At 26.7% G+C, this 20,495-nt stretch carries 19 protein-coding genes and 1 pseudogene; 11 read left to right on the top strand and 9 right to left on the bottom strand.

Annotated features, from left to right (window positions below):
• Positions 1-30 precede the first annotated feature (30 nt).
• The 4 genes from EJJ37_RS16865 to EJJ37_RS16850 all read left to right on the top strand — a co-directional run bounded on the left by EJJ37_RS16865 (position 31) and on the right by EJJ37_RS16850 (position 3,511).
• Positions 31-372 carry a PadR family transcriptional regulator gene (locus EJJ37_RS16865; RefSeq protein WP_133016658.1) on the top strand — a complete coding sequence of 114 codons (342 nt, stop codon included), beginning with the start codon at positions 31-33 and terminating at the stop codon, positions 370-372.
• Entirely contained in the window at positions 363-1,667 is a 1,305-nt protein-coding gene (locus EJJ37_RS16860) for an FtsW/RodA/SpoVE family cell cycle protein (RefSeq protein ID WP_133016657.1), read from the top strand. The genes EJJ37_RS16865 and EJJ37_RS16860 overlap by 10 nt, the downstream gene beginning before the upstream one ends.
• A 44-nt stretch (positions 1,668-1,711) precedes the next feature.
• Positions 1,712-2,866: a VanZ family protein gene (locus EJJ37_RS16855; RefSeq protein ID WP_133016656.1), complete on the top strand. Its 1,155-nt coding sequence runs from the start codon at positions 1,712-1,714 to the stop codon at positions 2,864-2,866.
• 225 nt (positions 2,867-3,091) lie between these two features.
• Positions 3,092-3,511 (top strand): GH36 C-terminal domain-containing protein, encoded by a 420-nt coding sequence (locus EJJ37_RS16850; protein ID WP_133016655.1) that lies wholly within the window; start codon positions 3,092-3,094, stop codon positions 3,509-3,511.
• Positions 3,512-3,612: 101 nt separating this feature from the next.
• On the opposite strand, the gene EJJ37_RS16845 is transcribed toward EJJ37_RS16850, so the two are convergent.
• Positions 3,613-4,065 carry a DMT family transporter gene (locus EJJ37_RS16845; protein ID WP_133016654.1) on the bottom strand — a complete coding sequence of 151 codons (453 nt, stop codon included), beginning with the start codon at positions 4,063-4,065 and terminating at the stop codon, positions 3,613-3,615.
• Between the two features lie 16 nt (positions 4,066-4,081).
• Complete coding sequence (locus EJJ37_RS16840; protein WP_133016653.1) at positions 4,082-4,504, bottom strand: DMT family transporter; 423 nt, start codon at positions 4,502-4,504, stop codon at positions 4,082-4,084.
• A gap of 160 nt (positions 4,505-4,664) precedes the next feature.
• On the opposite strand from EJJ37_RS16840, the gene EJJ37_RS16835 reads away from it, so the two are divergent.
• Both EJJ37_RS16835 and EJJ37_RS16830 read left to right on the top strand, forming a co-directional pair.
• Positions 4,665-5,357: a Crp/Fnr family transcriptional regulator gene (locus EJJ37_RS16835; protein WP_133016652.1), complete on the top strand. Its 693-nt coding sequence runs from the start codon at positions 4,665-4,667 to the stop codon at positions 5,355-5,357.
• A gap of 75 nt (positions 5,358-5,432) precedes the next feature.
• Positions 5,433-5,642 carry a cold-shock protein gene (locus EJJ37_RS16830; protein WP_133016651.1) on the top strand — a complete coding sequence of 70 codons (210 nt, stop codon included), beginning with the start codon at positions 5,433-5,435 and terminating at the stop codon, positions 5,640-5,642.
• 59 nt (positions 5,643-5,701) lie between these two features.
• Here EJJ37_RS16830 and pulA read toward each other — a convergent pair whose 3' ends face one another.
• The 3 genes from pulA to EJJ37_RS16815 all read right to left on the bottom strand — a co-directional run bounded on the left by pulA (position 5,702) and on the right by EJJ37_RS16815 (position 10,833).
• Positions 5,702-9,148 carry a type I pullulanase gene (gene pulA, locus EJJ37_RS16825; RefSeq protein ID WP_133016650.1) on the bottom strand — a complete coding sequence of 1,149 codons (3,447 nt, stop codon included), beginning with the start codon at positions 9,146-9,148 and terminating at the stop codon, positions 5,702-5,704.
• 249 nt (positions 9,149-9,397) lie between these two features.
• A complete protein-coding gene (locus EJJ37_RS16820; protein ID WP_133016649.1) occupies positions 9,398-10,087 on the bottom strand; it encodes a DUF4956 domain-containing protein in 690 nt (229 codons plus the stop codon).
• On the bottom strand, positions 10,081-10,833 hold the full coding sequence (locus EJJ37_RS16815; RefSeq protein WP_133016648.1) for a polyphosphate polymerase domain-containing protein: 753 nt from the start codon (positions 10,831-10,833) through the stop codon (positions 10,081-10,083). Before EJJ37_RS16815 ends, EJJ37_RS16820 begins: the two co-directional genes overlap by 7 nt.
• 305 nt (positions 10,834-11,138) lie before the next feature.
• On the opposite strand from EJJ37_RS16815, the gene EJJ37_RS16810 reads away from it, so the two are divergent.
• A complete protein-coding gene (locus EJJ37_RS16810; RefSeq protein ID WP_133016647.1) occupies positions 11,139-13,016 on the top strand; it encodes a carbohydrate-binding domain-containing protein in 1,878 nt (625 codons plus the stop codon).
• Positions 13,017-13,148: 132 nt separating this feature from the next.
• Entirely contained in the window at positions 13,149-14,561 is a 1,413-nt protein-coding gene (locus EJJ37_RS16805) for an MDR family MFS transporter (RefSeq protein ID WP_133016646.1), read from the top strand.
• A gap of 50 nt (positions 14,562-14,611) precedes the next feature.
• Here the strand turns inward: EJJ37_RS16805 and EJJ37_RS16800 are convergent, their stop codons facing one another.
• Both EJJ37_RS16800 and EJJ37_RS16795 read right to left on the bottom strand, forming a co-directional pair.
• On the bottom strand, positions 14,612-15,031 hold the full coding sequence (locus EJJ37_RS16800; protein ID WP_133016645.1) for an NINE protein: 420 nt from the start codon (positions 15,029-15,031) through the stop codon (positions 14,612-14,614).
• A gap of 142 nt (positions 15,032-15,173) precedes the next feature.
• On the bottom strand, positions 15,174-15,560 hold the full coding sequence (locus EJJ37_RS16795) for a zinc-ribbon domain-containing protein (RefSeq protein ID WP_133016644.1): 387 nt from the start codon (positions 15,558-15,560) through the stop codon (positions 15,174-15,176).
• Between the two features lie 189 nt (positions 15,561-15,749).
• On the opposite strand from EJJ37_RS16795, the gene EJJ37_RS16790 reads away from it, so the two are divergent.
• Entirely contained in the window at positions 15,750-16,586 is an 837-nt protein-coding gene (locus EJJ37_RS16790) for a patatin-like phospholipase family protein (protein WP_133016643.1), read from the top strand.
• 671 nt (positions 16,587-17,257) lie between these two features.
• On the opposite strand, the gene EJJ37_RS16785 is transcribed toward EJJ37_RS16790, so the two are convergent.
• Entirely contained in the window at positions 17,258-17,686 is a 429-nt protein-coding gene (locus EJJ37_RS16785) for a DUF3783 domain-containing protein (RefSeq protein WP_133016642.1), read from the bottom strand.
• Between the two features lie 273 nt (positions 17,687-17,959).
• On the opposite strand from EJJ37_RS16785, the gene EJJ37_RS16780 reads away from it, so the two are divergent.
• Together EJJ37_RS16780 and EJJ37_RS16775 are read left to right on the top strand one after the other, a co-directional pair.
• A complete protein-coding gene (locus EJJ37_RS16780; protein ID WP_133016641.1) occupies positions 17,960-19,324 on the top strand; it encodes a putative DNA modification/repair radical SAM protein in 1,365 nt (454 codons plus the stop codon).
• A gap of 2 nt (positions 19,325-19,326) precedes the next feature.
• Positions 19,327-20,064, top strand: coding sequence for a TIGR03915 family putative DNA repair protein (locus EJJ37_RS16775; protein ID WP_133016640.1), 738 nt, complete (start codon positions 19,327-19,329; stop codon positions 20,062-20,064).
• A gap of 21 nt (positions 20,065-20,085) precedes the next feature.
• On the opposite strand, the pseudogene EJJ37_RS20420 reads toward EJJ37_RS16775, so the two are convergent.
• Positions 20,086-20,495: pseudogene (locus tag EJJ37_RS20420) on the bottom strand (hypothetical protein); the annotation flags it as partial.

Below are 20,495 nucleotides of genomic sequence, written 5' to 3'. Positions count from 1 at the left end.
TATCGATTTACAATGTATGGTGGTGAATTTATGAAAATTAATAAAGAGCTATTAAAAGGTAGTACAACAGTCCTAATACTGAGCATTCTTAACCGAAAAGATATGTATGGTTATGAAATGATTAAAGAAATAGATCTACTTTCTAAAGGTATATTCTCCTTTAAAGAAGGTACTCTCTACCCAATACTTCATAACTTAGAAAATGCAAATTATATTGAATCTTATTGGGATAACTCTTCTAGTGGTAGAAAAAGAAAATATTATAAAATAACAAATGATGGCAAAAAGCTTCTTCTTGAAAAAAAATCTGAATGGAAGCTATTTAGTGAAACTGTAAATAATGTTTTATGGGAGGCTAATTTATGTCTATAACAGAAAATAATAAAGTTAATGAATATATAAATAATGTTTCTAAATTAATAAAAAATAAAAAAGTTCATAATGAAATTAAAGAAGAATTATTAGACCATATTAATGATATTATTGATGATTATTTAGAAATAGGTATGTCTCTAGACGTTGCAACAGATAAAGCTTTAATGCAAATGGGTAATGCAGAAGTTATTGGTCATGATTTAAATAAAGCTCATAAATCAAATTCTGATTGGCTTCTTTTAATAATTACAACTTGCTTAATATCTTTTGGATTTTTAACTACAGCCTTTCTTCAATTAAATACTTTTAATGATAATTATTATATAAATTATATTAGTAAGCTATTAGTATTCTTAGTAATTTCTATCGTATTGTCATTATGTATTCTGAAATTAGACTATAGAAAATTAAAAAAATATTCTCTTACACTTTATGTAATTAGTATTTCTTTAATTTTACTTACATCAACCTTTGCTCTACCTATAAATGGTATGAGACATTGGCTAATAATAGGTAGTTTTTCTATTGATACTTTAGCTATTACCCCTATATTATTAATAATTTCTCTTGCAGGAATTTTTGATAATTATAATTGGACTAATAAAATATCATTATTTAAAGGACTTATTTTAACGTTCATCCCAATAATACTATTTATATCTCTATCATCATTATCTACAGTAGTAATATACTTAATTGCAACTTTTACAATTATGCATATATCTGGATTTAAACTGAAATATTTAATTATTTTTTCTAGTGCATTGGGTTCTATATTATTATTATCTATATTTAGGAATGCCTATAGAACAGAAAGATTGTTTATATTTTTAAATCCCTCTCAAGATATAGATAATGCCGGATGGATTTATAATCAATTAAATACATTAAGAAATTCTTCAGGCTTATTAGGCACTGGTTCTACTATTAATAGTTCAGTTCTCCCAGCTGCTAATATGGAGTTTGCACTAACTTCAATAATTTATTGCTTCGGCTGGATTATTGGCATAATGGTTATGGCTTTGGTCTTATCATTTATTATAAGAATTGCATTTATTTCTAGGAATACTAAAAACACTTATGGAAAACTTTTAGTAAGTGGACTTTGTTCATTATTTGCAATTCAATTTATATTAAATATTTTAGCTAACTTTTCACTTTCTCCTATCTTAGGTATAAATATGCCCTTTATAAGCTATGGTGGAAATCAATTGATTATAAATATACTTTCTATTTCTATAATCAATAATGTTTATAAATTTAGAAATGTATCTTCTACTTTGTCTAATTAACACTAGATAAAATAAAGTTTTAAATTAAAAAGGGTGATAAAGCTATGATAGGAATTACATTTATTTTTGCAGATATTTTATTTACAGTAATTTGGATAATGTTTAGAGTTAGATATTATACAAAAAATAAGCCTATAAATAAACTAAGGGAGGTATTTATAAATTTATTCTTCATTTACTTCTTAATGTTAGTTAATTTAACAATATTTAAATCTGGAGAATTAATGTTAGATTTCGATACTAGATTTTATATTAATTACATTCCCTTTGTAGAAACAATAAAAATGTTTAAAAATGACTTTACAGATATACATATCGCACTTTATAACGTTATAGGTAATATATTATTATTTATACCATTAGGATTTTGTATACCATTATTTTTCAATAAAAAAAATAAGTTAAGTAAAGTTATATTATATGGATTTACAGCATCTTTAACTATAGAAGTTCTTCAAATTTTTACGCCATTTAATACCACTGATATAGATGATATCATATTTAATACATTTGGTAGTATTATAGGCTTTATAATATTTAATATTATTTATAGAGTATTTAAAAATACTAAAATTGAGGAATTTATTAAAAATCTAAGTAGTTCTTTTAATGGTAATTTAACATTAATAGCTGCTAAACCTATAGGAACAATGGTTTTAATTTTTACACTTTTCTCTTTTGGAGCATTGTATAATGAAACAATCTCTGCTAATGTATCCAATGAAGACTTAGCAATTGAAGTCTTTGGAATGAATAACCATGATTACTATAAAATAACTAGAGATTTTGAAAATTATAAATTTTTTCTTTCTGATGATAGTACCTTTATAGAACTAAAAAATATTAAACGAATTTTTAATAATAGATGGTATAATAAAAAATTCACTGCCAATTTCCAATTAAAAGATGGTGACTATTCTGTTATGACATTAAATGAAGATAATCTTATTTCTGGAGTAGTGTTTGGCAAAAATAAAGATGCTAATATTATTGAAATTAATTTTAAAGGCACAAAATACATGGAACATATAACAGAAAATGAGTACTTCATAGTTCCATTTCCTAACTTTGAAAAAGTAGATGAACTTACTGATTTTTATAACTTTTTTGATGGTAAAGAAAGTTGTGACTTAAAAATTAAGTTTTACGATAAAAATGGAAATGAATGTACATCTATGAAATTTGCTTTAAATAATTAAAGTATTAAAAATTTTAAAATGCTCAATAGATACTTCTTCAAACTATCTATTGAGCATTTATTTCTTATAAATAATAAACATTTATTCTGAAAACTATACATATTTTATTAAAACTCTTGATTATATTCCTAAAATAGGATATTATATAAGTAAACGTTAACAAGATTGTTAAATATCTGATTAAAGTATCGGTTTAAATAAATAAAAACTAGGGGGCATTTTACTATGGAAATAAACATTATAGAAAACAATAATTTATTGAATATGATATATATTAATACTAATGAAGAGGTATCAAATAATAAATTTATTAAAACAATTTCAGGAATCGTTACCAAAAATAATTTCTTAGATGATGCAAATTATTATACAATAAATAATTTAACTAAAAATAATACTCTAAAATGTTTTGAAATAGTATCTAAAGATAAATCTGAAGTTTTACTTAACTTTGAGGGATTATCATTAGAAAATATAAGTAATTCCAAAAGACTAAGATTAAAAAATCTAAATGAAGACTCAGTTTATGTAAATCTTGAAACCAAGGAAGTATTTTCGGGGGGAGCATTAATGTATTATGGGGTAAATATAAAAAAACTATTTCAAAATTCCTCAAGTAATACAATTCATTTAAAAATGCTATAAGATTCTTATACTAATTTAACTTAAAGCAAAGATGTAGTAGATTTGTAAAAAAATAAATCCACTACATCTTTTTTATTTAAATACTCTACACTCTATTAATATTATTCCATTACTGCTTTATTTTCTTTTGCATCTACCTTAGAGTTATAAAAAATACCTAATATAACTATTATTGAACCTAAAAGCTTTTGCCAAGAAAAATCACCCATTACAATTGTATCTATAATAATTGCACATAACATTTGTCCTGAAAACATTAATAATGTACTATATACTACCGGTATCTTAGGTATTACAATATTAGATGTATATACTACTATAACACCAATAATTCCTCCTAAGAAAATATATAGTGGCATTCTGCTCATATCTGTAATTGATGGTGCTGATGCACTACCTATTCCAAGTAAAATAAATACTCCTCCTATAAGTCCACCTATATAATGAATTATTGTACTTTGAATTAAACCTATTTTCTTTCCAAGTGTTGAGCTCACTATCATTGATAAAGTAGTTAATACTCCACCCAATATAGCTAATAAAATCATTAACATTCTATAATCCCTCCTTTTAAGCCATTGTCATAATAACTAATCCAACAAAAACTATAAGAAGTCCTACAAGTTTCTTAGGATTAAATTCATATTTAGTTAAACCAAATAATCCAAAATGATCTACTAAGGATGAAAATACTAATTGTCCAAATACAGCTAATGCTGTTGTTAATGCAACACCTATACTACCTATTGTAATTACATTAACTAAAGTAAGCATAACCCCAAAAATTCCACCTAAAAATAAATAAAATGGTATAGCCTCCTTTATTACTATCTTTTCTTTTTTAATTGCGGCAACTATAAGTATTGCAATAAGTCCTATTGCATGGATAATAACTACAGAATATGTACTACCAACATAACCTTCTAATCCACTATTAAAAGATATCATAATAGAAATAAGTGCCCCTATTAATAATGCTAAAATATTATACATCTTAATTCCTCCGTTTAAATTTCTAGAAACATATTACCAGATATATATAAAATTAAAATAGGACATTTGTCCTATTTTAATTTTAATAGTATACTCTTTTTATATAATATTTCTAATTAATATATATTAATTAACTTTATCTATATTTAAAGGAGTACTTATGAAAAAACTGAATAATAAAGATCTTCTTACATATTATGTTAATAAATATTCGTTAAATTCTTACTTAAATAAAAGTTTATTAAATTCTTTAGAAATACATACATTTAATAAAAATGAATATCTTTGCTCATTAAACGAAAAATTATTTTATATGTATTTTTTAGTACATGGAAAGTATAAAGTAACAACATTACTCTCAAGTGGTAAATCATTGCTTCTTTGTTTTAATACTCCTCTATCAGTAATGGGTGATATTGAATTTATAGAAAATCCATATGCAGATTGTAATGTGCAAGCTTTAGAACATTGTATTTGCTTAGCCTTGCCATTAAATAAGATACAGGAATATGGATATGATGATCCAATATTTTTAAGATTTATAATATCATCTCTTCAAAAAAAACTTAGAAGAAATTCCAGTTATATGAGCATTAATATACTTTCGCCAATTGAAAATCGCTTTGCAAGCTATTTACTTTCATCATTACCATCAAATAACTCAAAAGAAATTTTTGTTGATATTGACGGTATTAATAATTTATCTGAACTTTTAGGTTCTAGCTATCGTCACTTAAATAGAGTTATTAAAAATCTTTCTGATTTAAAAATTATAGAAAAAAATAAAAATACAATAAAAATTTTAAACTTAGAAAAACTCACATTACTTGCCCAAGATATTTATAAAAATTAAATACTATAGTATAAACTCTCAACTTTTGCACAAACTAGTATGGATTAATCAATTATTTATTTAAGGAGAAATTTTATGTCAAGTTATACAGGTACAGTTAAATGGTTTAATGAAGAAAAAGGATATGGATTTATTTCGGCTAATGATGGAAATGATATATTTGTTCATCATTCACAATTAAAAGAAAATGGTCCTGATAATTCTCTACACGAAGGCGAAAATGTATCATTTTCTATTGCTGATGGACAAAAAGGCCCTATGGCTATAAATGTACATAAACTTTAAAAAAAAGTGGTAGATGAATTTTTATTCTCTACCACTTTTACTTTAATTAATATAAGATACTATGCTTCTTTTCTTTTTCTTTTTATAACAAGTGATCCTGAAACAACTAATCCTAATGCTATAGCAAGTACTACAAAAGAGTTTTCTCCCCCTGTCTTTGGCATTTCTTTAGCTTTCACAGTTACATTTATAGTTAAAGTTGTTTCATTGTTATCACTATCTGTAACCTTATATGTTACTTTATACTTTCCAGCTTTTTTAGTATTTACAGTATTTTCAACAACTTTAATACTAGAAGTTAAATCTCCATCTTCCTTATCAGATGCAGTAACTCCATTTAATGCATCAAATTTATCTCCAACTTTTAATTCTAAATCTTTAGCATTAATAACTGGTTTTTCATTTGTTTCTTGATCTACATCTACTGATGGTTCTTTTTCTTCTTCATCATCTTCAACTATATCATCATCTTCAAGAGATTCATTATAACTATTAGTATCTACCAATACATAAGATGCTTTTGCAGGAACTACTACTGTATTTCCAGCTACAGCCCCTAATGATTCAACTCCAGCTTTCTCACCATTTACTACTATTGTCCAATTGCTTGAAGGTAATTCTACTTCAACTTCACTGTCATTAGAATTAAATATTACAGCAATATTATCCCATGAATCATTTGTTTGTTTACCCTCTAAAGTATAAGCAACAACATTTGAATCTGTAACATCTAAGAAATTAAGTCCTGATTGTATATCACTAGTTGTATTCATTCTAAATGATTTATGAGATTTTCTTAAAGTTATTAATCCCTTATAATACTCAAATAACTCACTATATTCTTCTTTTCTTGTCCAATCAATTTTATTTACACTGTCTGATGCATTATAGCTATTATGATTAAAGCTTCCATCTTCATTAACCTTTGTTCTAGCAATTTCTTCTCCAGCTTGGAAGAAAGGAATACCTTGTGAAGTTAATACAAGAGCTGCAGACATTTTATTCATAGCTAAAAGTTCCTCTTCACTTGCATCTGGATTAGTAGTTTGTAATTTATCCCATAAAGTTAAATTATCGTGTGCTGATGCATAATTTACAGTTTGATACGGTTGATTTGCCCATGCAGTAGTTCCATAACCTGAATATTGATTTGGTCCTCCTGTATATTCAACTTGATCATTTTCTGTTGATGCAACTATACCAAATTTTATAACATCTTCAAGTCCATTAAATCCATTTACAAATCCAGGAGTAGCGTCTTCAAATACATGTCCTTTAATTGCATCTCTCATATCATCACTAAATGCAGCTATTTGTAAATCTCCATACTTAACAGTATTAACTTTTAATGCTTGCTCTTCACTTGATAATGGGGTATCTCCACCAGTCCATCCTTCTCCATATATTAATATACTTTCATCTACTTCATCTAAAGTAGTTCTTATTTCCTTCATTGTTGTTATATCATGAAGTGCCATTAAATCAAATCTAAATCCATCAATATGATATTCTTCAGCCCAATACTTAACTGAATCTACCATCATTTTTCTAACCATTGAACGTTCAGATGCTAATTCATTTCCACACCCAGATCCATTAGAAAAACCACCATCACTATTTTGTCTGTAATAATAATCTGGAACTGCTAAATTTAAGTGAGAATCTGCTGTAGCACCTGTATGATTATAAACAACATCCATTACTACTCTAATTCCAGCCTTATGAAGTTCCATTACCATTTTCTTAAATTCTTCAACTCTAACTTCTGCATTGTAAGGATCTGAAGAATAAGAACCTTCTGGAGTATTATAGTTTTGAGGATCATATCCCCAGTTATATTGTGCTTGATCTAATTTTGTTTCATCTATTGATCTATGGTCAAAAGTAGGTAATAAGTGTACATGAGTTATTCCTAATTCTACTAAGTGATCTATACCTGTTTTTATGTCACCATCGCCAAATAAAGTTGTACCAGATTCCCACATACCATTGTACTTTCCTTTAACTTCCATAGAAGCACCTGATGATTCATCAATTGTAAAGTCTCTTATGTGTAATTCATAAATTATAGCATCTGTAGCATCTACAAACTCTGGTTTTACATCATTTTCCCAACCTTCTGGATTAGTTGAACTTAAATCAATAACCATTGCTCTATTACCATTTACTCCAACAGCTTTTGCATATGGATCTGTAACTTCTTTTTCTACTCCATTATTAGTTACTAAATAAGTATAGTAAGTTCCATTTAAATCTCCATTTACATCTAAAGTCCAAATTCCATTTTCGCCTTTAGTCATCTCTTTAATTTCTTTAGCATCTACACCATTTCCTTTGTCAAATAATGCTAATCTTACATTTGTTGCAGTTGGAGCCCATAATACAAAACTTGTCTTATCTTTTGAATATAAAGCTCCTAATTCTCCATCATAATGATATAACTCTTCAAACTCTTCTGAATTAAATATTTGTCCTAAAGTTACAGTTTTTCCAATATACCCATCTATCTCTAAAGTATATTCATTAGTTAAGTTTAAATCTTTTTCTGTTACTATTTTACCTGAAGTTAAATTTTCATTAATTTCTAAAGCTTTAACTTTTATTACTTCACCACTTTCCTTTAAAGTTACATTTTCTACAGTTAAATCTTTGCTCATCTTTACGTTAGTAATAAAACTAATTTCATTTAATGAATCTATTTTAGCACTTGTTATAGCTAAATCTTTAACTGCATCTTCAGCAGTAAAAACTATTTCAGAATTACTTTGAACTAAATATGCATTTATTTCACCATTATTATTTGCATAAGCTAAATTAATAAATCTGTCAAATTCAATATCCTTAGCTGACCAATCTGGCTTTCTAATAATGATACCGATTCCATCTTCTTTTGCATCAACTACATTTTCATATACTATTGAAGTAGTTTTTCCAAAATCATCTTCACCAGTAAATGCATGTCCTTCTCCTCCATGATTTGGATCTAACCAAGTCCATACATCCCACTCATCATAATCATTGTTGAATCTATAGTAATGTACATTTAAAGTTACTTTTTCAAAATCTCTATTTATTTCCTTTAATTCTACATCCTTATCTTCATCTTTATGATTTATAATAACTTCTGTATCTCCAGTAGTTAAATCTACAAACTTATCAACGCCAAAATAATTTTCAGCCCATTCATTCCCCTGTTCGCTTCTACGAAGAATATACCCTAATTGCCCTGCATCTTTTGATGTTTTTACAACAGCAAATTTACCATCTTGATCTTCACCTATAAAATCAACACGTTGACCATCTTTTCCTGCTTCCCAAACCCATAGGTTCCAACCATCATAATTGCCATCTGGTCTATTATATCTAATTTTTACATAGACCTCTTCAGAAGCCCTAACATTTACTTCTGAATTTTCAACAGCTTGGACAGAAACTGGTAGTTGAATGAAAGCTATGAACATCATTAAACTTAACATTGCTGCCAAAGCTCTTTTAAATTTTCTCATAAATTTTCCTCCCATTGCATCTTATTAAAGTAATATTAAATAAGTTATTTTACATATTTTATTATAAGTTTAATTATTAATTGTTGTAAACATTTTCTAACTTGTGAAATTCTTTATTATTTTCTTTACTTAACTTATAAAAATATAAAATAATTTCACATATAATATAATTTTATTATGATTTCATTATTATAATTTCACAAAAAAAAGACGATTAATATATAACCGTCTCTATTTTAACACTTTTCATTATACATAAACTTTTTCTTCTAACCCTGCTGAAGTTAATGCAATATTTAAATTTCCATTTTTACATCTTAATTCATCAATAAATTTCTTTTGACTTATATCATCAGTTAAATGAACTCTATAGCAAAGTTCAAATAAAGCACCAAAATCTCTTGTTCTAACACTTTCAATTACCCATGAAGTTGAATATTTATTTAAAACTTCATCAAAAACCCCTTCATAATTTAAATCTTCTGGAACTAATATCTTTAGTTTCATACTTTTAGTTTTAGGCATGGCAAATTTAAGCTTATCTAAAATGATCATAACTGCACATAATATTACTGTAACTATGAATCCATATCCAACATATCCCATACCACAAGATAAACCAACTGCTAAAGTAAAAAATACATAAGCAATATCTTTAGGATCTCCAGGTGCACTTCTAAATCTAATAATTGAAAAAGCTCCTGCTAAACTAAATGCTCTTGCAACATTGTTTCCTACTAAAAGAATTATTATTGAAATTATTACTGGTAACATTATTAATGTTAATGTAAATCCAGGTGCATATCCCTCTTTCTTATGAGTATACATATAAGCTAAACTAATAATAAATCCTAATACTATTGATGCTCCTATTACAATTAATGCATTTGCCAAAGTAAATGACTCTCCATTTGTCGACGCTATTATAGTTTCTAACATATCTTTTCTCTCCTTACTTCACTAAAGTTATTTTTTCTTGAACAATATCTCATATACTCATTCCCATACTTAGAAAATTTAGTACTATATATTTCTAATTCTGATAATATCTCTACTAACCATAATGGTATTGCCCCTAAAATTTTAACCTCCATTAAATATTCTCCTGTTTCTAAGAGATCTTCGCCAAAACTTCCTGATTCTAAAAATAAATAATCCCTTCTTGTAATTATTTTTGAATCAAAGGTTAATCTAAAGTTTTTATCACTTTTAGAGAAAAATGCTTTTCTGCTATAACTTATATAAACTTTAGGATTAACTTTATTATTATCTAAATAATACTCAATTTCATTTAACACTTGATTACTCATATAATCACTTTTTTCAGGTCTTATCCTAAACTCTAAAAATTTATATGCTTCTCCTAAAGTTAAAACTACTCTTCTCTTATTAACTACCCCACCAATTTTCTTTTTAAGTTCTAGAAATACCTTATCATTAGGTGATTTTGGAACCTTATAACTTCTTAATCTAAGCTTCTCTTTGTAATATGGCTTAGATATTGAATGTCTAATTACTTGATTGTCATCTGTATCATAATAAATATTATAAATACTGTAATTTTTCCCATCTTTACAATATTCATCAGGATCCATATATTCACTCAATCTTTTTATTAATTCATCATATTGTATTTGATTTAATAAATATTTTTTTTCATATCTCTTAAATGATTTTATTGCCATTTATATACCCTCCTCATATATTCTGTTGTATTGTTCAATGTAATTATAAAACCCTAACCTTAAAAAAATCTTAAACTTTTAAGATTTAGAGTGTCAGTTAAAATTTGGAGTCAATTTAGGAAACTCACTACTCGCTATCGCTCTTAGAAGTAAGTTCCACTAACCAAATTTAAATTTGGTTAGTGGAACTTAAGATTAATTTAAGGTTTTTTTGATAATATATTTTTAGAGTTTATTTATGAAATAAAATTTTTATTTGATTTTTTATATAGAAAATAATTTTAATAAAATATTTGGAGGAAATTATGAAGAAAAAACTTATTTTAGCTTTAACAATTATTTCTTTATGTATAAGTTCAGTAGCTTGTTCAAAAACAACTACAAATAATAGTAATAATACTGTTATTGAATCTACTGAAAATACAGAAAATGAAACTACTGATACCTTAGATTCAGATATAAATTTAGATGATATAACTGCTTCTATTTCATTAGGTGATACAATAACAGTTAATGGTAATGGAGCTACAGTGAATAATAATACTGTTACTATTAGTACTGGAGGTACATATTCAATAAGTGGAACCTCTTCTAATAGTCAAATAATTGTTGATAGTGCTTCTGAAGAAAATGTTTATTTAGTACTTAATAATGTGGATCTAACATGTACAAATAGTGCTCCTATTTATGTTAAAAGTGCAAAAAATGCAATAATAGTTCTACCTGATAATAGTGAAAATACTATAACTGATGGTACAACTTATACCTTTGAAGACTCTTCTACTGATGAACCAAATGCAGCAATTTTTAGTAAAGATGATTTAACTATTAAAGGTAATGGATCTTTAACAGTCAATGCAAACTATAATAATGGTATAACAAGTAAAGATGATTTAAAAATAACAGGTGGAAATATCTCTGTTACCTCCGTTGATGATGGACTTATGGGAAAAGATTCTATAACTATTAAAGGAGGTACTATTGATATTAATGCTTCTGGTGATGGATTAAAAGCTACAAATTCTGAAGATACTGAAAAAGGGTATGTTTTAATTGAAGGTGGAACATTAAACATAACTTCTACAAATGATGGAATTCAAGCTGAAACAAATGTTAATATAACTGATGGTACTATTAACATTACATCTGGTGGTGGTAGTGTTAATAGTAGTACTAAAACTGATAATATGCAAAATCCATGGGGGCAATGGGGTCAAAATAGTAATACTACTAGTTCTTCAAGTGACACTAGTAGTGCAAAAGCAATAAAAGCAATAAGCAACATAATAATTGATGGTGGTAATATTACTATAGATTCATCTGATGATTCACTTCATTCAAATGATAACTTAATAATTAATGGAGGAACTTTTGAAATTTCATCAGGTGATGATGGAATCCATTCAGATACTACTCTTGAGATAAATGGAGGAGACATAAATATATCTAAATCTTATGAGGGAATCGAAAGTACAAATATAACTATTAATGATGGTACTATTCACCTTATTGCAAGTGATGATGGTTTAAATGCAGCTGGTGGAAATGATTCTTCATCTACTAATGGAAGACCTGGACAAAACAACTTTAGTTCATCTAGTGGAGGTACAATTACTATTAATGGTGGATATCTTTATGTAGATGCTTCTGGTGATGGTATTGATGCAAATGGTTCTATTGAAATGAATGATGGAACTGTTATTGTAAATGGACCTGAAAATAGTGGTAATGGTGCTTTAGACTACGATTCAAGTTGCAATATAAATGGTGGATTATTTATTGCAGCAGGTAGTTCTGGAATGGCTCAATCACCAAGCACTTCTTCAAAACAAAATTCTGTTAATGTATTTTTATCTTCCCAATCAGCTAATACATTAATTAGTATAAAAAATGAAAATGGCGAAGATATAATTACTTTTGCTCCATCAAAAACTTATCAATCAGTAATAATATCATCACCTAGTTTACAAAGTAATACAAAATATTTTGTTTATTCTGGTGGAACTTCAACTGGTAATGAAACAGATGGTTTATATACTAACGGAAGTTCTACGGGTGGAAGCGAAGCTGGAAACTTTACAACTTCAAATACTGTAACTACAGTAGGTTCTGGTAGTGGTAATACTGGTGCTCCTGGTAATATGGGTGGCTCTGGTGGCGGTAATAGAAGACAAAGAAATTAAAACCTTATATTTATTTTATATTAAGAATTGTGTTTATCTTTAACACAATTCTTTTTTACTAATTTTATCTAGTATAATACCCACTTAATTTTGGAAATATATCTATATACTATAAATTTTGGAGGGGATTTTATGACTCAATCATCAACTAAAGATAAAAATTATAATGTAATTGTAATTGCAGGTGTATTTCTTTTAGGTGCTTTTATTTGCTATTTAAACAGTACATTTATGAATGTAGCATTGTCAGATATAATGAAAGATTTAAATATAAGTGTCTCAACTGCACAATGGTTAAGTACAGGTTATATGCTCGCCACTGGTATAATTATTCCATTTACTGCCTTTCTTATAGATAAATTTAAGAATAGAACACTATTTTTTGTATCTATTGGATTATTCACTATTGGAACAATTATAGGAGCATTTGCAACTAACTTTACTATGCTTTTGACAGCTAGACTTATTCAAGGCTTAGCTAGTGGAATGATAATTCCTTTAATGCAAACAGTATTTATGATTATTTTCCCAATAGAAAAAAGAGGTTTTGCTATGGGTATAGTTGGTATAGTTCTTGCTTTTGCTCCAGCTATAGGACCTACATTATCTGGCTGGATAATAAATATTTATCCTTGGAGATATTTATTTTATGTAACTCTTCCATTTGCTATCTTAGATTTAATATTAGGATACTTTTTATTAGAGAATGTAACTGAAAATAAATCTGTATATTTTGATATTATTTCATTTATTGGATCTACTATTGGATTTGGTGGATTGCTTTTTGGATTTAGTAATGCAGGAAATTATAGCTGGACTGATGTTAAAGTATATTTACCACTAATTATAGGTATAGTTTTTCTTATAATTTTTGTATGGAGACAACTAAATATGAAGGAACCTATGCTTAATTTAGATGTATTTAAAAGTAGTGTTTTCACCTTTTCTACTATAATTTCAATGATAGCCTATGCTGGATTAATATCATCGGAACTAATACTTCCTATGTATCTTGAAGATGTTAGAGGTTCTTCAGCTTTTGATACTGGATTAACTTTAATGCCTGGCGCAATTGTAATGGGAATTATGAATCCTATTACAGGTAAGCTTTTTGATAAATTTGGAGCTAGATATCTTGCACTAACAGGGTTAACAATTTTAACTTTAGGTACTTTTGGCCTTTCATTTTTATCAGTATCTACTCCTTTAATTTATATAATTTCTATTTATGCTATAAGAATGTTAGGAATATCTATGCTTCTTATGCCATTATCAACATCTGCATTAAATTCATTACATAAAAATTTATATTCTCATGGTAATGCTGCTAATAATACTTTAAGACAAGTAGCCGGCTCTATTGGTACTTCTTTGATAGTAACCTTGATGAGTAAATCCACAATTTCATCTGGATATACAGATCCAGCTAAAGCCCAAGTATATGGAATGAATATTTCATTTGCCTGTACAGCTGCATTAACATTAGTAGGACTTATAATAGCTTTCTTTGTAATAAAAAAGAAAGAAATCGTAGCTAAAGATTAAAAATACGGTTTTATTAACCGTATTTTTCTTTTTACCTAAATATTTATTATTTATTCTAATGGATTCCCTTCTGAATCTTTTATAATTCCTAAAAATATCAATATACATTCTATAAATGCCCATATTTCAACAATAATCCATGTTATACCACCATTAAAATATCCAAAGAACCATAATATTAATTGTACCATACCAATTTTAATATATCCTAGATAAAACCTATGTATCCCCATACCACCTAAGAAAAGTGCTAATAATCCTGCTAGTAATTTACTTCTTATCTTTACATCCACCTTATTTATATTGTTATTTAGCTTTGCACCACAAAACTCACAAATCTCAATATTATGACTCTTTATTCGTGAACCACATCTATAACAATAATTATCACCTAAACCTTTTCTCGTTCCGCAGTTTGTACATCTTAAACTATCATTACTCATAATCTGACCACAATCCCTACAATACATAACATTTCCCCTCTCTAAAGTATGGTTATTAAAATTATATGATTAATTTTTATTTTCTAGGATTAATATCTTTACTTAATAAGATAAAAATTTATAAAAAAATGCCTTTATCTATTTAATAAAGACATTTTTATTCAATATACTATTTAATTTTTTCTCCACAATATGGACAATACTCAAAAGTATTTTCAACTTCTCTACTACATCTAGCACATCTTTTTACTGTATAATAACCTCCATAATTCTTATTTACTTCTTTCAAATCCCAATATGTAATTTCTATATCTTCACCTCTTTCTACTGCCTTTCCCTTTTCTTTAGGAATGCTAAAATAAGTATTGCATCCATTACAAATTACATAATAATCTTCATTCCATCTAAATAATGGTATAAAGAAAAAATGAAAAAAAGTATAAGATTTAATTAACTTTCCTCCATTTGAAATGTTGCAATTTTTACAACAGAAGTTAGTTAAATTTTTAATTTCTTTTATTTTATTATCTATTCCAAATATACCTATAAAAAACAATAACTACACCCTCTTAAATTATTTATTACTAATATAAATCATCTGTAATATTTTTATTTATATTATAATTTATTTTCATTTTATATTAAATAGGAAATATTAATCTTGTATATTCCACCCCAATATTTGTAATAAAATTTATTTTGTTTTATAATAACTAAATAATAACTTTTAGAAAGGAGTCACTTTATGCCTAGTTTAATTTTAGAAGGTGGAACTTTTAGACCAATTTTTAGTGCAGGAGTAATGGATGCATTACTTGATAATAATATTATTTTTCCTTATTGCATAGGTGTTTCTGCAGGAATAACTAATGGAATCTCATATATTTCTAAACAAAAAGGCCGTAATCTTGAGGTCTTAACTAAATATAGAAATGATAAAAGATATTTAGGATATGGAAATTTTCTCAAATGCAAAAGTTTATTTGGACTAGACTTTGTTTTTGATGAAATACCTAATAAGTTAGTGCCATTTGATATGGATACTTATAAAAAATATACAGGTAAAGTTTTAATTGGAGTTACCAATGCTAAAACTGGTAAAACAGAATATTTAGATGGAAAAGACCTTGATGATAAAGCTACTTTTCTTAGAGCAACCTGTGCTCTTCCAATCTTTTTTCCAGTTATAAAAATAAATAATAATGAATATTACGATGGTGGACTTTGCGATCCTATTCCAATAAAAAAAGCAATTGCTGACGGAAATGAAAAGCACTTAATAGTTCTTACTCAACCAAAGGGATATAAAAAAGATTTAAGTAAAAAAAATGTTATTGTATCTAAATTATTAAATCGTAAATATCCTAATTTAAAAAATGCTTTTCTAACTAGACATGAATCTTACAATGAAATTGTGAAATTCTGTGAAGAACTTGAAAGGCAAGGCAAAGCAATAATATTAAGACCTGATTATAAATTAGAAAGCTTTGAAAAAGATGTTAATAAACTAAAATCTAGCTATGATCATGGCTACGATCTAGCTACAAAACATCTAACCCAAATTAAATCACTCTTTAACTAAATTGTTCGTTACGTGGAAGCGAAAAAATGAAATATTTATTTTCCAGTAACCGTGAAATTTTCACCTAGAATTTATATAATTGATTCCGTAAAGTTGGCTAAAGTTTTTAAACTCGCTATTCGCTCAAACAGTAAAAACTTCTTTACGCAACTTTACTCCATCAATTATTAAATTCTACGGCTTAATTTCAATGGCCCTTCCAAATTAATATTTCATTTTTTCTTTTTTCACGTAACTACCTATAGCATAACACCTTGCAGTTAATGTCTTTTGCTACATGTTATATGACAAGTCGTTAACTAAAAGTATTTTTACCTGAATAAAATAAAACTCATTAAATTAAAAGTTAATTATTCTATCAAAATAATTTATAGCACAGAACATTAACTTTATAGGTTTTTCGCTTTTAAATTGCAGACCTAAGCTTTAAAGTTAGTGATAGAGAAAAATTAATGATATAACCGGAAGAAAGTATTATATAATAAGCTTTAGAATTTAATTATTATTGTAATAAAATTAGCGTTAAGAAGCTGAGGTAAGCGATAGCGAACTTCGAAGCTTTAGCTGATTTTATGGAAATAATAATATAAATTCTTAGCGAAATTATATGACTTAATGGAGGTTATATCATTAATTTTCGGCATCACGGCATTAACGCTTTGGTCTCAATATTATTTGCTATGTTGATCTGTGAAGTCTCCTTTGCTTATGGCAACACGTTCTGCAACTAAGTTAGAAAGTACTTCATTTACAGTCCAATCTATTGAAGTTTCTGTAACTACAGCTTTTAAAACATTATTAACTCTTACTTTTTTTAGATTTTCAATGAATATATTCATCTTTGCAGGTGGTATTGCATTAAAGATTATAGCTCTTTCTTTTCTTCCATCTGCACATTCTGCATTTATATTGTTATCTAATACATCTTTAATAACTGTATCACCATTTTTGCTATTTAAAAGTATTTGATCTCTAATACCTAAAATCATTGCACAGTTTTTAACTTTTTGTAAATCCTTTCCTCCTAAGTTACAAAGTAATATACAAGCTCTTCCCTCTCTTGCACTATTATCTTTTATATCTAACTTATCAAATGACATATGTACTCCTCCAATTTCATTTATTAATTTTTTCTAATAGAATTATAAGCTAATTATATCATAAAATTCTTTTCTTTAATATTTAAATAATAATAATTATTATTTAATATCTAAAATAAGTTTTACATATAGAATATATAATTTATTTTTACAGAACACTTGTTCGTATATTCTTTTTAATATATACTTATACTAAATGATATAGAAAACCGCTCTTCTAATAGAGTGTATCTTTTATAAGATAAATCAAAATATTAAAGTTGGTGAATTTATATGGAAATTTCAGAAAAATTAAGAATTTTAAGTAGTGCTGCTAAATATGATGTCTCTTGTTCATCTTCTGGATCAAATAGAAATTCTAAAAAAGGAAACATTGGCTCAGTTACAACAAGTGGCATTTGTCATAGCTTTACTCCTGATGGCAGATGTATATCACTTTTAAAAATTCTTTTAACTAATTACTGTATATATGATTGTGCTTATTGCATAAATAGAGTATCGAATGATATAGAAAGAGCTTCATTTACTGTAAATGAAGTTATAGATTTAACTATTAACTTTTATAGACGAAATTATATAGAAGGATTATTTTTAAGCTCTGCCATAATAAAAAATGCTAATTTTACTATGGAACGTTTAACAGAAATAGTTGAAAAATTAAGAAATGAATATAATTTTAGAGGATACATTCACTTAAAAGCCATTCCTGGAGCTGATGAAGAACTTATAAAAAAAGCTGGTTCTTCAGTAGATAGAATGAGTGTCAATTTAGAATTACCTTCTTCACAATCATTAAAGCTACTTGCTCCACAAAAAAATAAAGATGAAATTTTTAAACCAATGAAACTTATTAAGAATAATATAATTGCTAATAAATATGAATATAAAAAATTTAAGAATTCTACGTTCTTTGTTCCAGGAGGTCAAAGTACACAACTTATAGTTGGAGCTACAAAGGAAAGTGATTTAAACATCCTGAATTTATCTGAAAATCTTTATAATAAATTTGATTTAAAAAGAGTTTATTATTCAGCATATGTTCCGGTTAATCAAGGTAAAAATCTACCTTCCCTTAAAACTCCTCCTACTTTAAGAGAGCATAGATTATATCAAGGTGATTGGTTATTGAGAGTTTATGGATTTAAAGCTTCTGAGCTATTATCTAAAGAAAAACCTAATTTAGATATTAATTTTGATCCTAAAACTAATTGGGCTTTAAATAATATTCATTTATTTCCTGTTGAAATAAACAAAGCTCCATATGAAATGCTAATACGAGTTCCCGGAATAGGCATTAGAGGTGCTAGAAAAATTATTAGTGCACGTAGAATTAATTCTTTAACTTTTATAGACTTAAAAAAGCTTGGTATAGTAATAAAAAGAGCTCAATACTTTGTTACTTGTGGTGGCAAGTATTTCGGCTGTGTCCCTTTAGATGATGAGAAAATAAAAAGAGCTCTTACTCCCAAAATAGACTTAAATCTATTAGAAGAAGACTCTGAGCAAATAAGTTTTTTTGACAATGAAATAAATAAAATTTTATTACCTTATGGTACTACATTAACTAATGGATTATCTGGTAGTAAAAAACTACTTTTATTAAATGATAAAACTACTTCTTATACTGGAGAGATCTAGTTATGATTGAATTTTTATATGATGGATCTTTAGAAGGATTATTTACTGCTATTTTCTATGCCTATCCTTGCAAAGATGATTGTACTATAAATAAACTTGAAAATCATATACCTTCCTTATTAAACGAAATAAAAGAAATTACTACTGAATCTGATAAATTTAAAAGAGTATATAATAGTATAATTCAAAAACTTAATGGAAAAGTTTTAAATAATGTATACTATTTATATCTTAGTGAAATTGATGGTGTAGAAAACATAATTCTAGATTATTTGAAGCTTTGCTATAAATATGGTACTAATATAAACTTGGCTAAAAATAATGATACTATTATCCTAGTAGATAAATACTATAAAAAAGTAGCTCAAGAAGCTCATATGTTTACTGGATTTGTACGCTTTAAAGAAATTGCGCCTTTAAGCTTTTATTCTCAAATAGAGCCTGTTTATAATATTTTACCTATAATACTTAATCATTTTACTCTTAGATTTTCAGATCAAAATTTTATTATTCATGATTTAAAACGTGAAAAAGCTATTATGTATAATAAAGAAAGTTCAATAATTACAGATTTATCTAAAGATGAAGGATATCTATTATCTAATCTTAATAATGATGAAAATTTTGAAAGCTTATGGAAAACCTTTTATAAATCTGTAAATATAAAAGAACGTGAAAACTCTAAACTACGTAATCAACATATGCCTAAAAGATATTGGAACCACCTTACCGAAATTTAAAACTAGATTGCAATTTGCAATCTAGTTTCCCCCTAAACTTTTATATAAATCATTCTTATCTATATTAAATCTAATAAAATTCTCCCTCTGAATTTTATTAGATATATTTCTCCACTTTCCATATTCATGGAATGGATTATCACTACTATTTTCCTCTAACCAAATCATAAAATTTCTATGGATATTTTTATCCATAGATAATACTATACTTCTATTATTATCTAAAAAGGTTCTTCCTATTACCTTAATTGATTCTAAATCTAATATAGAATTAGCCTTATTATCTTGATTAATATCATAATTCATTCTCTTACTTATATCTTTAGACACTCCTAAAATATTTTTTCCTCTTTCAACAGCATACCACCATCCACCTAATAATGCTCCATAATGATTTTTAACTGATACAAAATAATTATCTACTGTTATTC

Origin of the sequence: Clostridium cuniculi, assembly GCF_004353185.1 — a bacterium.
GTDB classification, from domain to species: Bacteria; Bacillota; Clostridia; order Clostridiales; family Clostridiaceae; genus Clostridium; species Clostridium cuniculi.
This window is presented reverse-complemented; position numbering and strand designations above follow the sequence as displayed.

Excerpts from the sequence above, each read along its gene's own strand:
- EJJ37_RS16845 (WP_133016654.1), bottom strand. The coding sequence starts at position 4,065 with ATGTTAATGATTTTATTAGCTATATTGGGTGGAGTATTAACTACTTTA.
- EJJ37_RS16790 (WP_133016643.1), top strand. The coding sequence starts at position 15,750 with ATGCCTAGTTTAATTTTAGAAGGTGGAACTTTTAGACCAATTTTTAGT.
- EJJ37_RS16780 (WP_133016641.1), top strand. The coding sequence starts at position 17,960 with ATGGAAATTTCAGAAAAATTAAGAATTTTAAGTAGTGCTGCTAAATAT.
- EJJ37_RS16775 (WP_133016640.1), top strand. The coding sequence starts at position 19,327 with ATGATTGAATTTTTATATGATGGATCTTTAGAAGGATTATTTACTGCT.
- EJJ37_RS16865 (WP_133016658.1), top strand. The coding sequence starts at position 31 with ATGAAAATTAATAAAGAGCTATTAAAAGGTAGTACAACAGTCCTAATA.
- EJJ37_RS16840 (WP_133016653.1), bottom strand. The coding sequence starts at position 4,504 with ATGTATAATATTTTAGCATTATTAATAGGGGCACTTATTTCTATTATG.
- EJJ37_RS16810 (WP_133016647.1), top strand. The coding sequence starts at position 11,139 with ATGAAGAAAAAACTTATTTTAGCTTTAACAATTATTTCTTTATGTATA.
- EJJ37_RS16855 (WP_133016656.1), top strand. The coding sequence starts at position 1,712 with ATGATAGGAATTACATTTATTTTTGCAGATATTTTATTTACAGTAATT.
- EJJ37_RS16800 (WP_133016645.1), bottom strand. The coding sequence starts at position 15,031 with ATGTATTGTAGGGATTGTGGTCAGATTATGAGTAATGATAGTTTAAGA.
- EJJ37_RS16805 (WP_133016646.1), top strand. The coding sequence starts at position 13,149 with ATGACTCAATCATCAACTAAAGATAAAAATTATAATGTAATTGTAATT.
- EJJ37_RS16815 (WP_133016648.1), bottom strand. The coding sequence starts at position 10,833 with ATGGCAATAAAATCATTTAAGAGATATGAAAAAAAATATTTATTAAAT.
- EJJ37_RS16785 (WP_133016642.1), bottom strand. The coding sequence starts at position 17,686 with ATGTCATTTGATAAGTTAGATATAAAAGATAATAGTGCAAGAGAGGGA.
- pulA (WP_133016650.1), bottom strand. The coding sequence starts at position 9,148 with ATGAGAAAATTTAAAAGAGCTTTGGCAGCAATGTTAAGTTTAATGATG.
- EJJ37_RS16830 (WP_133016651.1), top strand. The coding sequence starts at position 5,433 with ATGTCAAGTTATACAGGTACAGTTAAATGGTTTAATGAAGAAAAAGGA.
- EJJ37_RS16850 (WP_133016655.1), top strand. The coding sequence starts at position 3,092 with ATGGAAATAAACATTATAGAAAACAATAATTTATTGAATATGATATAT.
- EJJ37_RS16860 (WP_133016657.1), top strand. The coding sequence starts at position 363 with ATGTCTATAACAGAAAATAATAAAGTTAATGAATATATAAATAATGTT.
- EJJ37_RS16820 (WP_133016649.1), bottom strand. The coding sequence starts at position 10,087 with ATGTTAGAAACTATAATAGCGTCGACAAATGGAGAGTCATTTACTTTG.
- EJJ37_RS16835 (WP_133016652.1), top strand. The coding sequence starts at position 4,665 with ATGAAAAAACTGAATAATAAAGATCTTCTTACATATTATGTTAATAAA.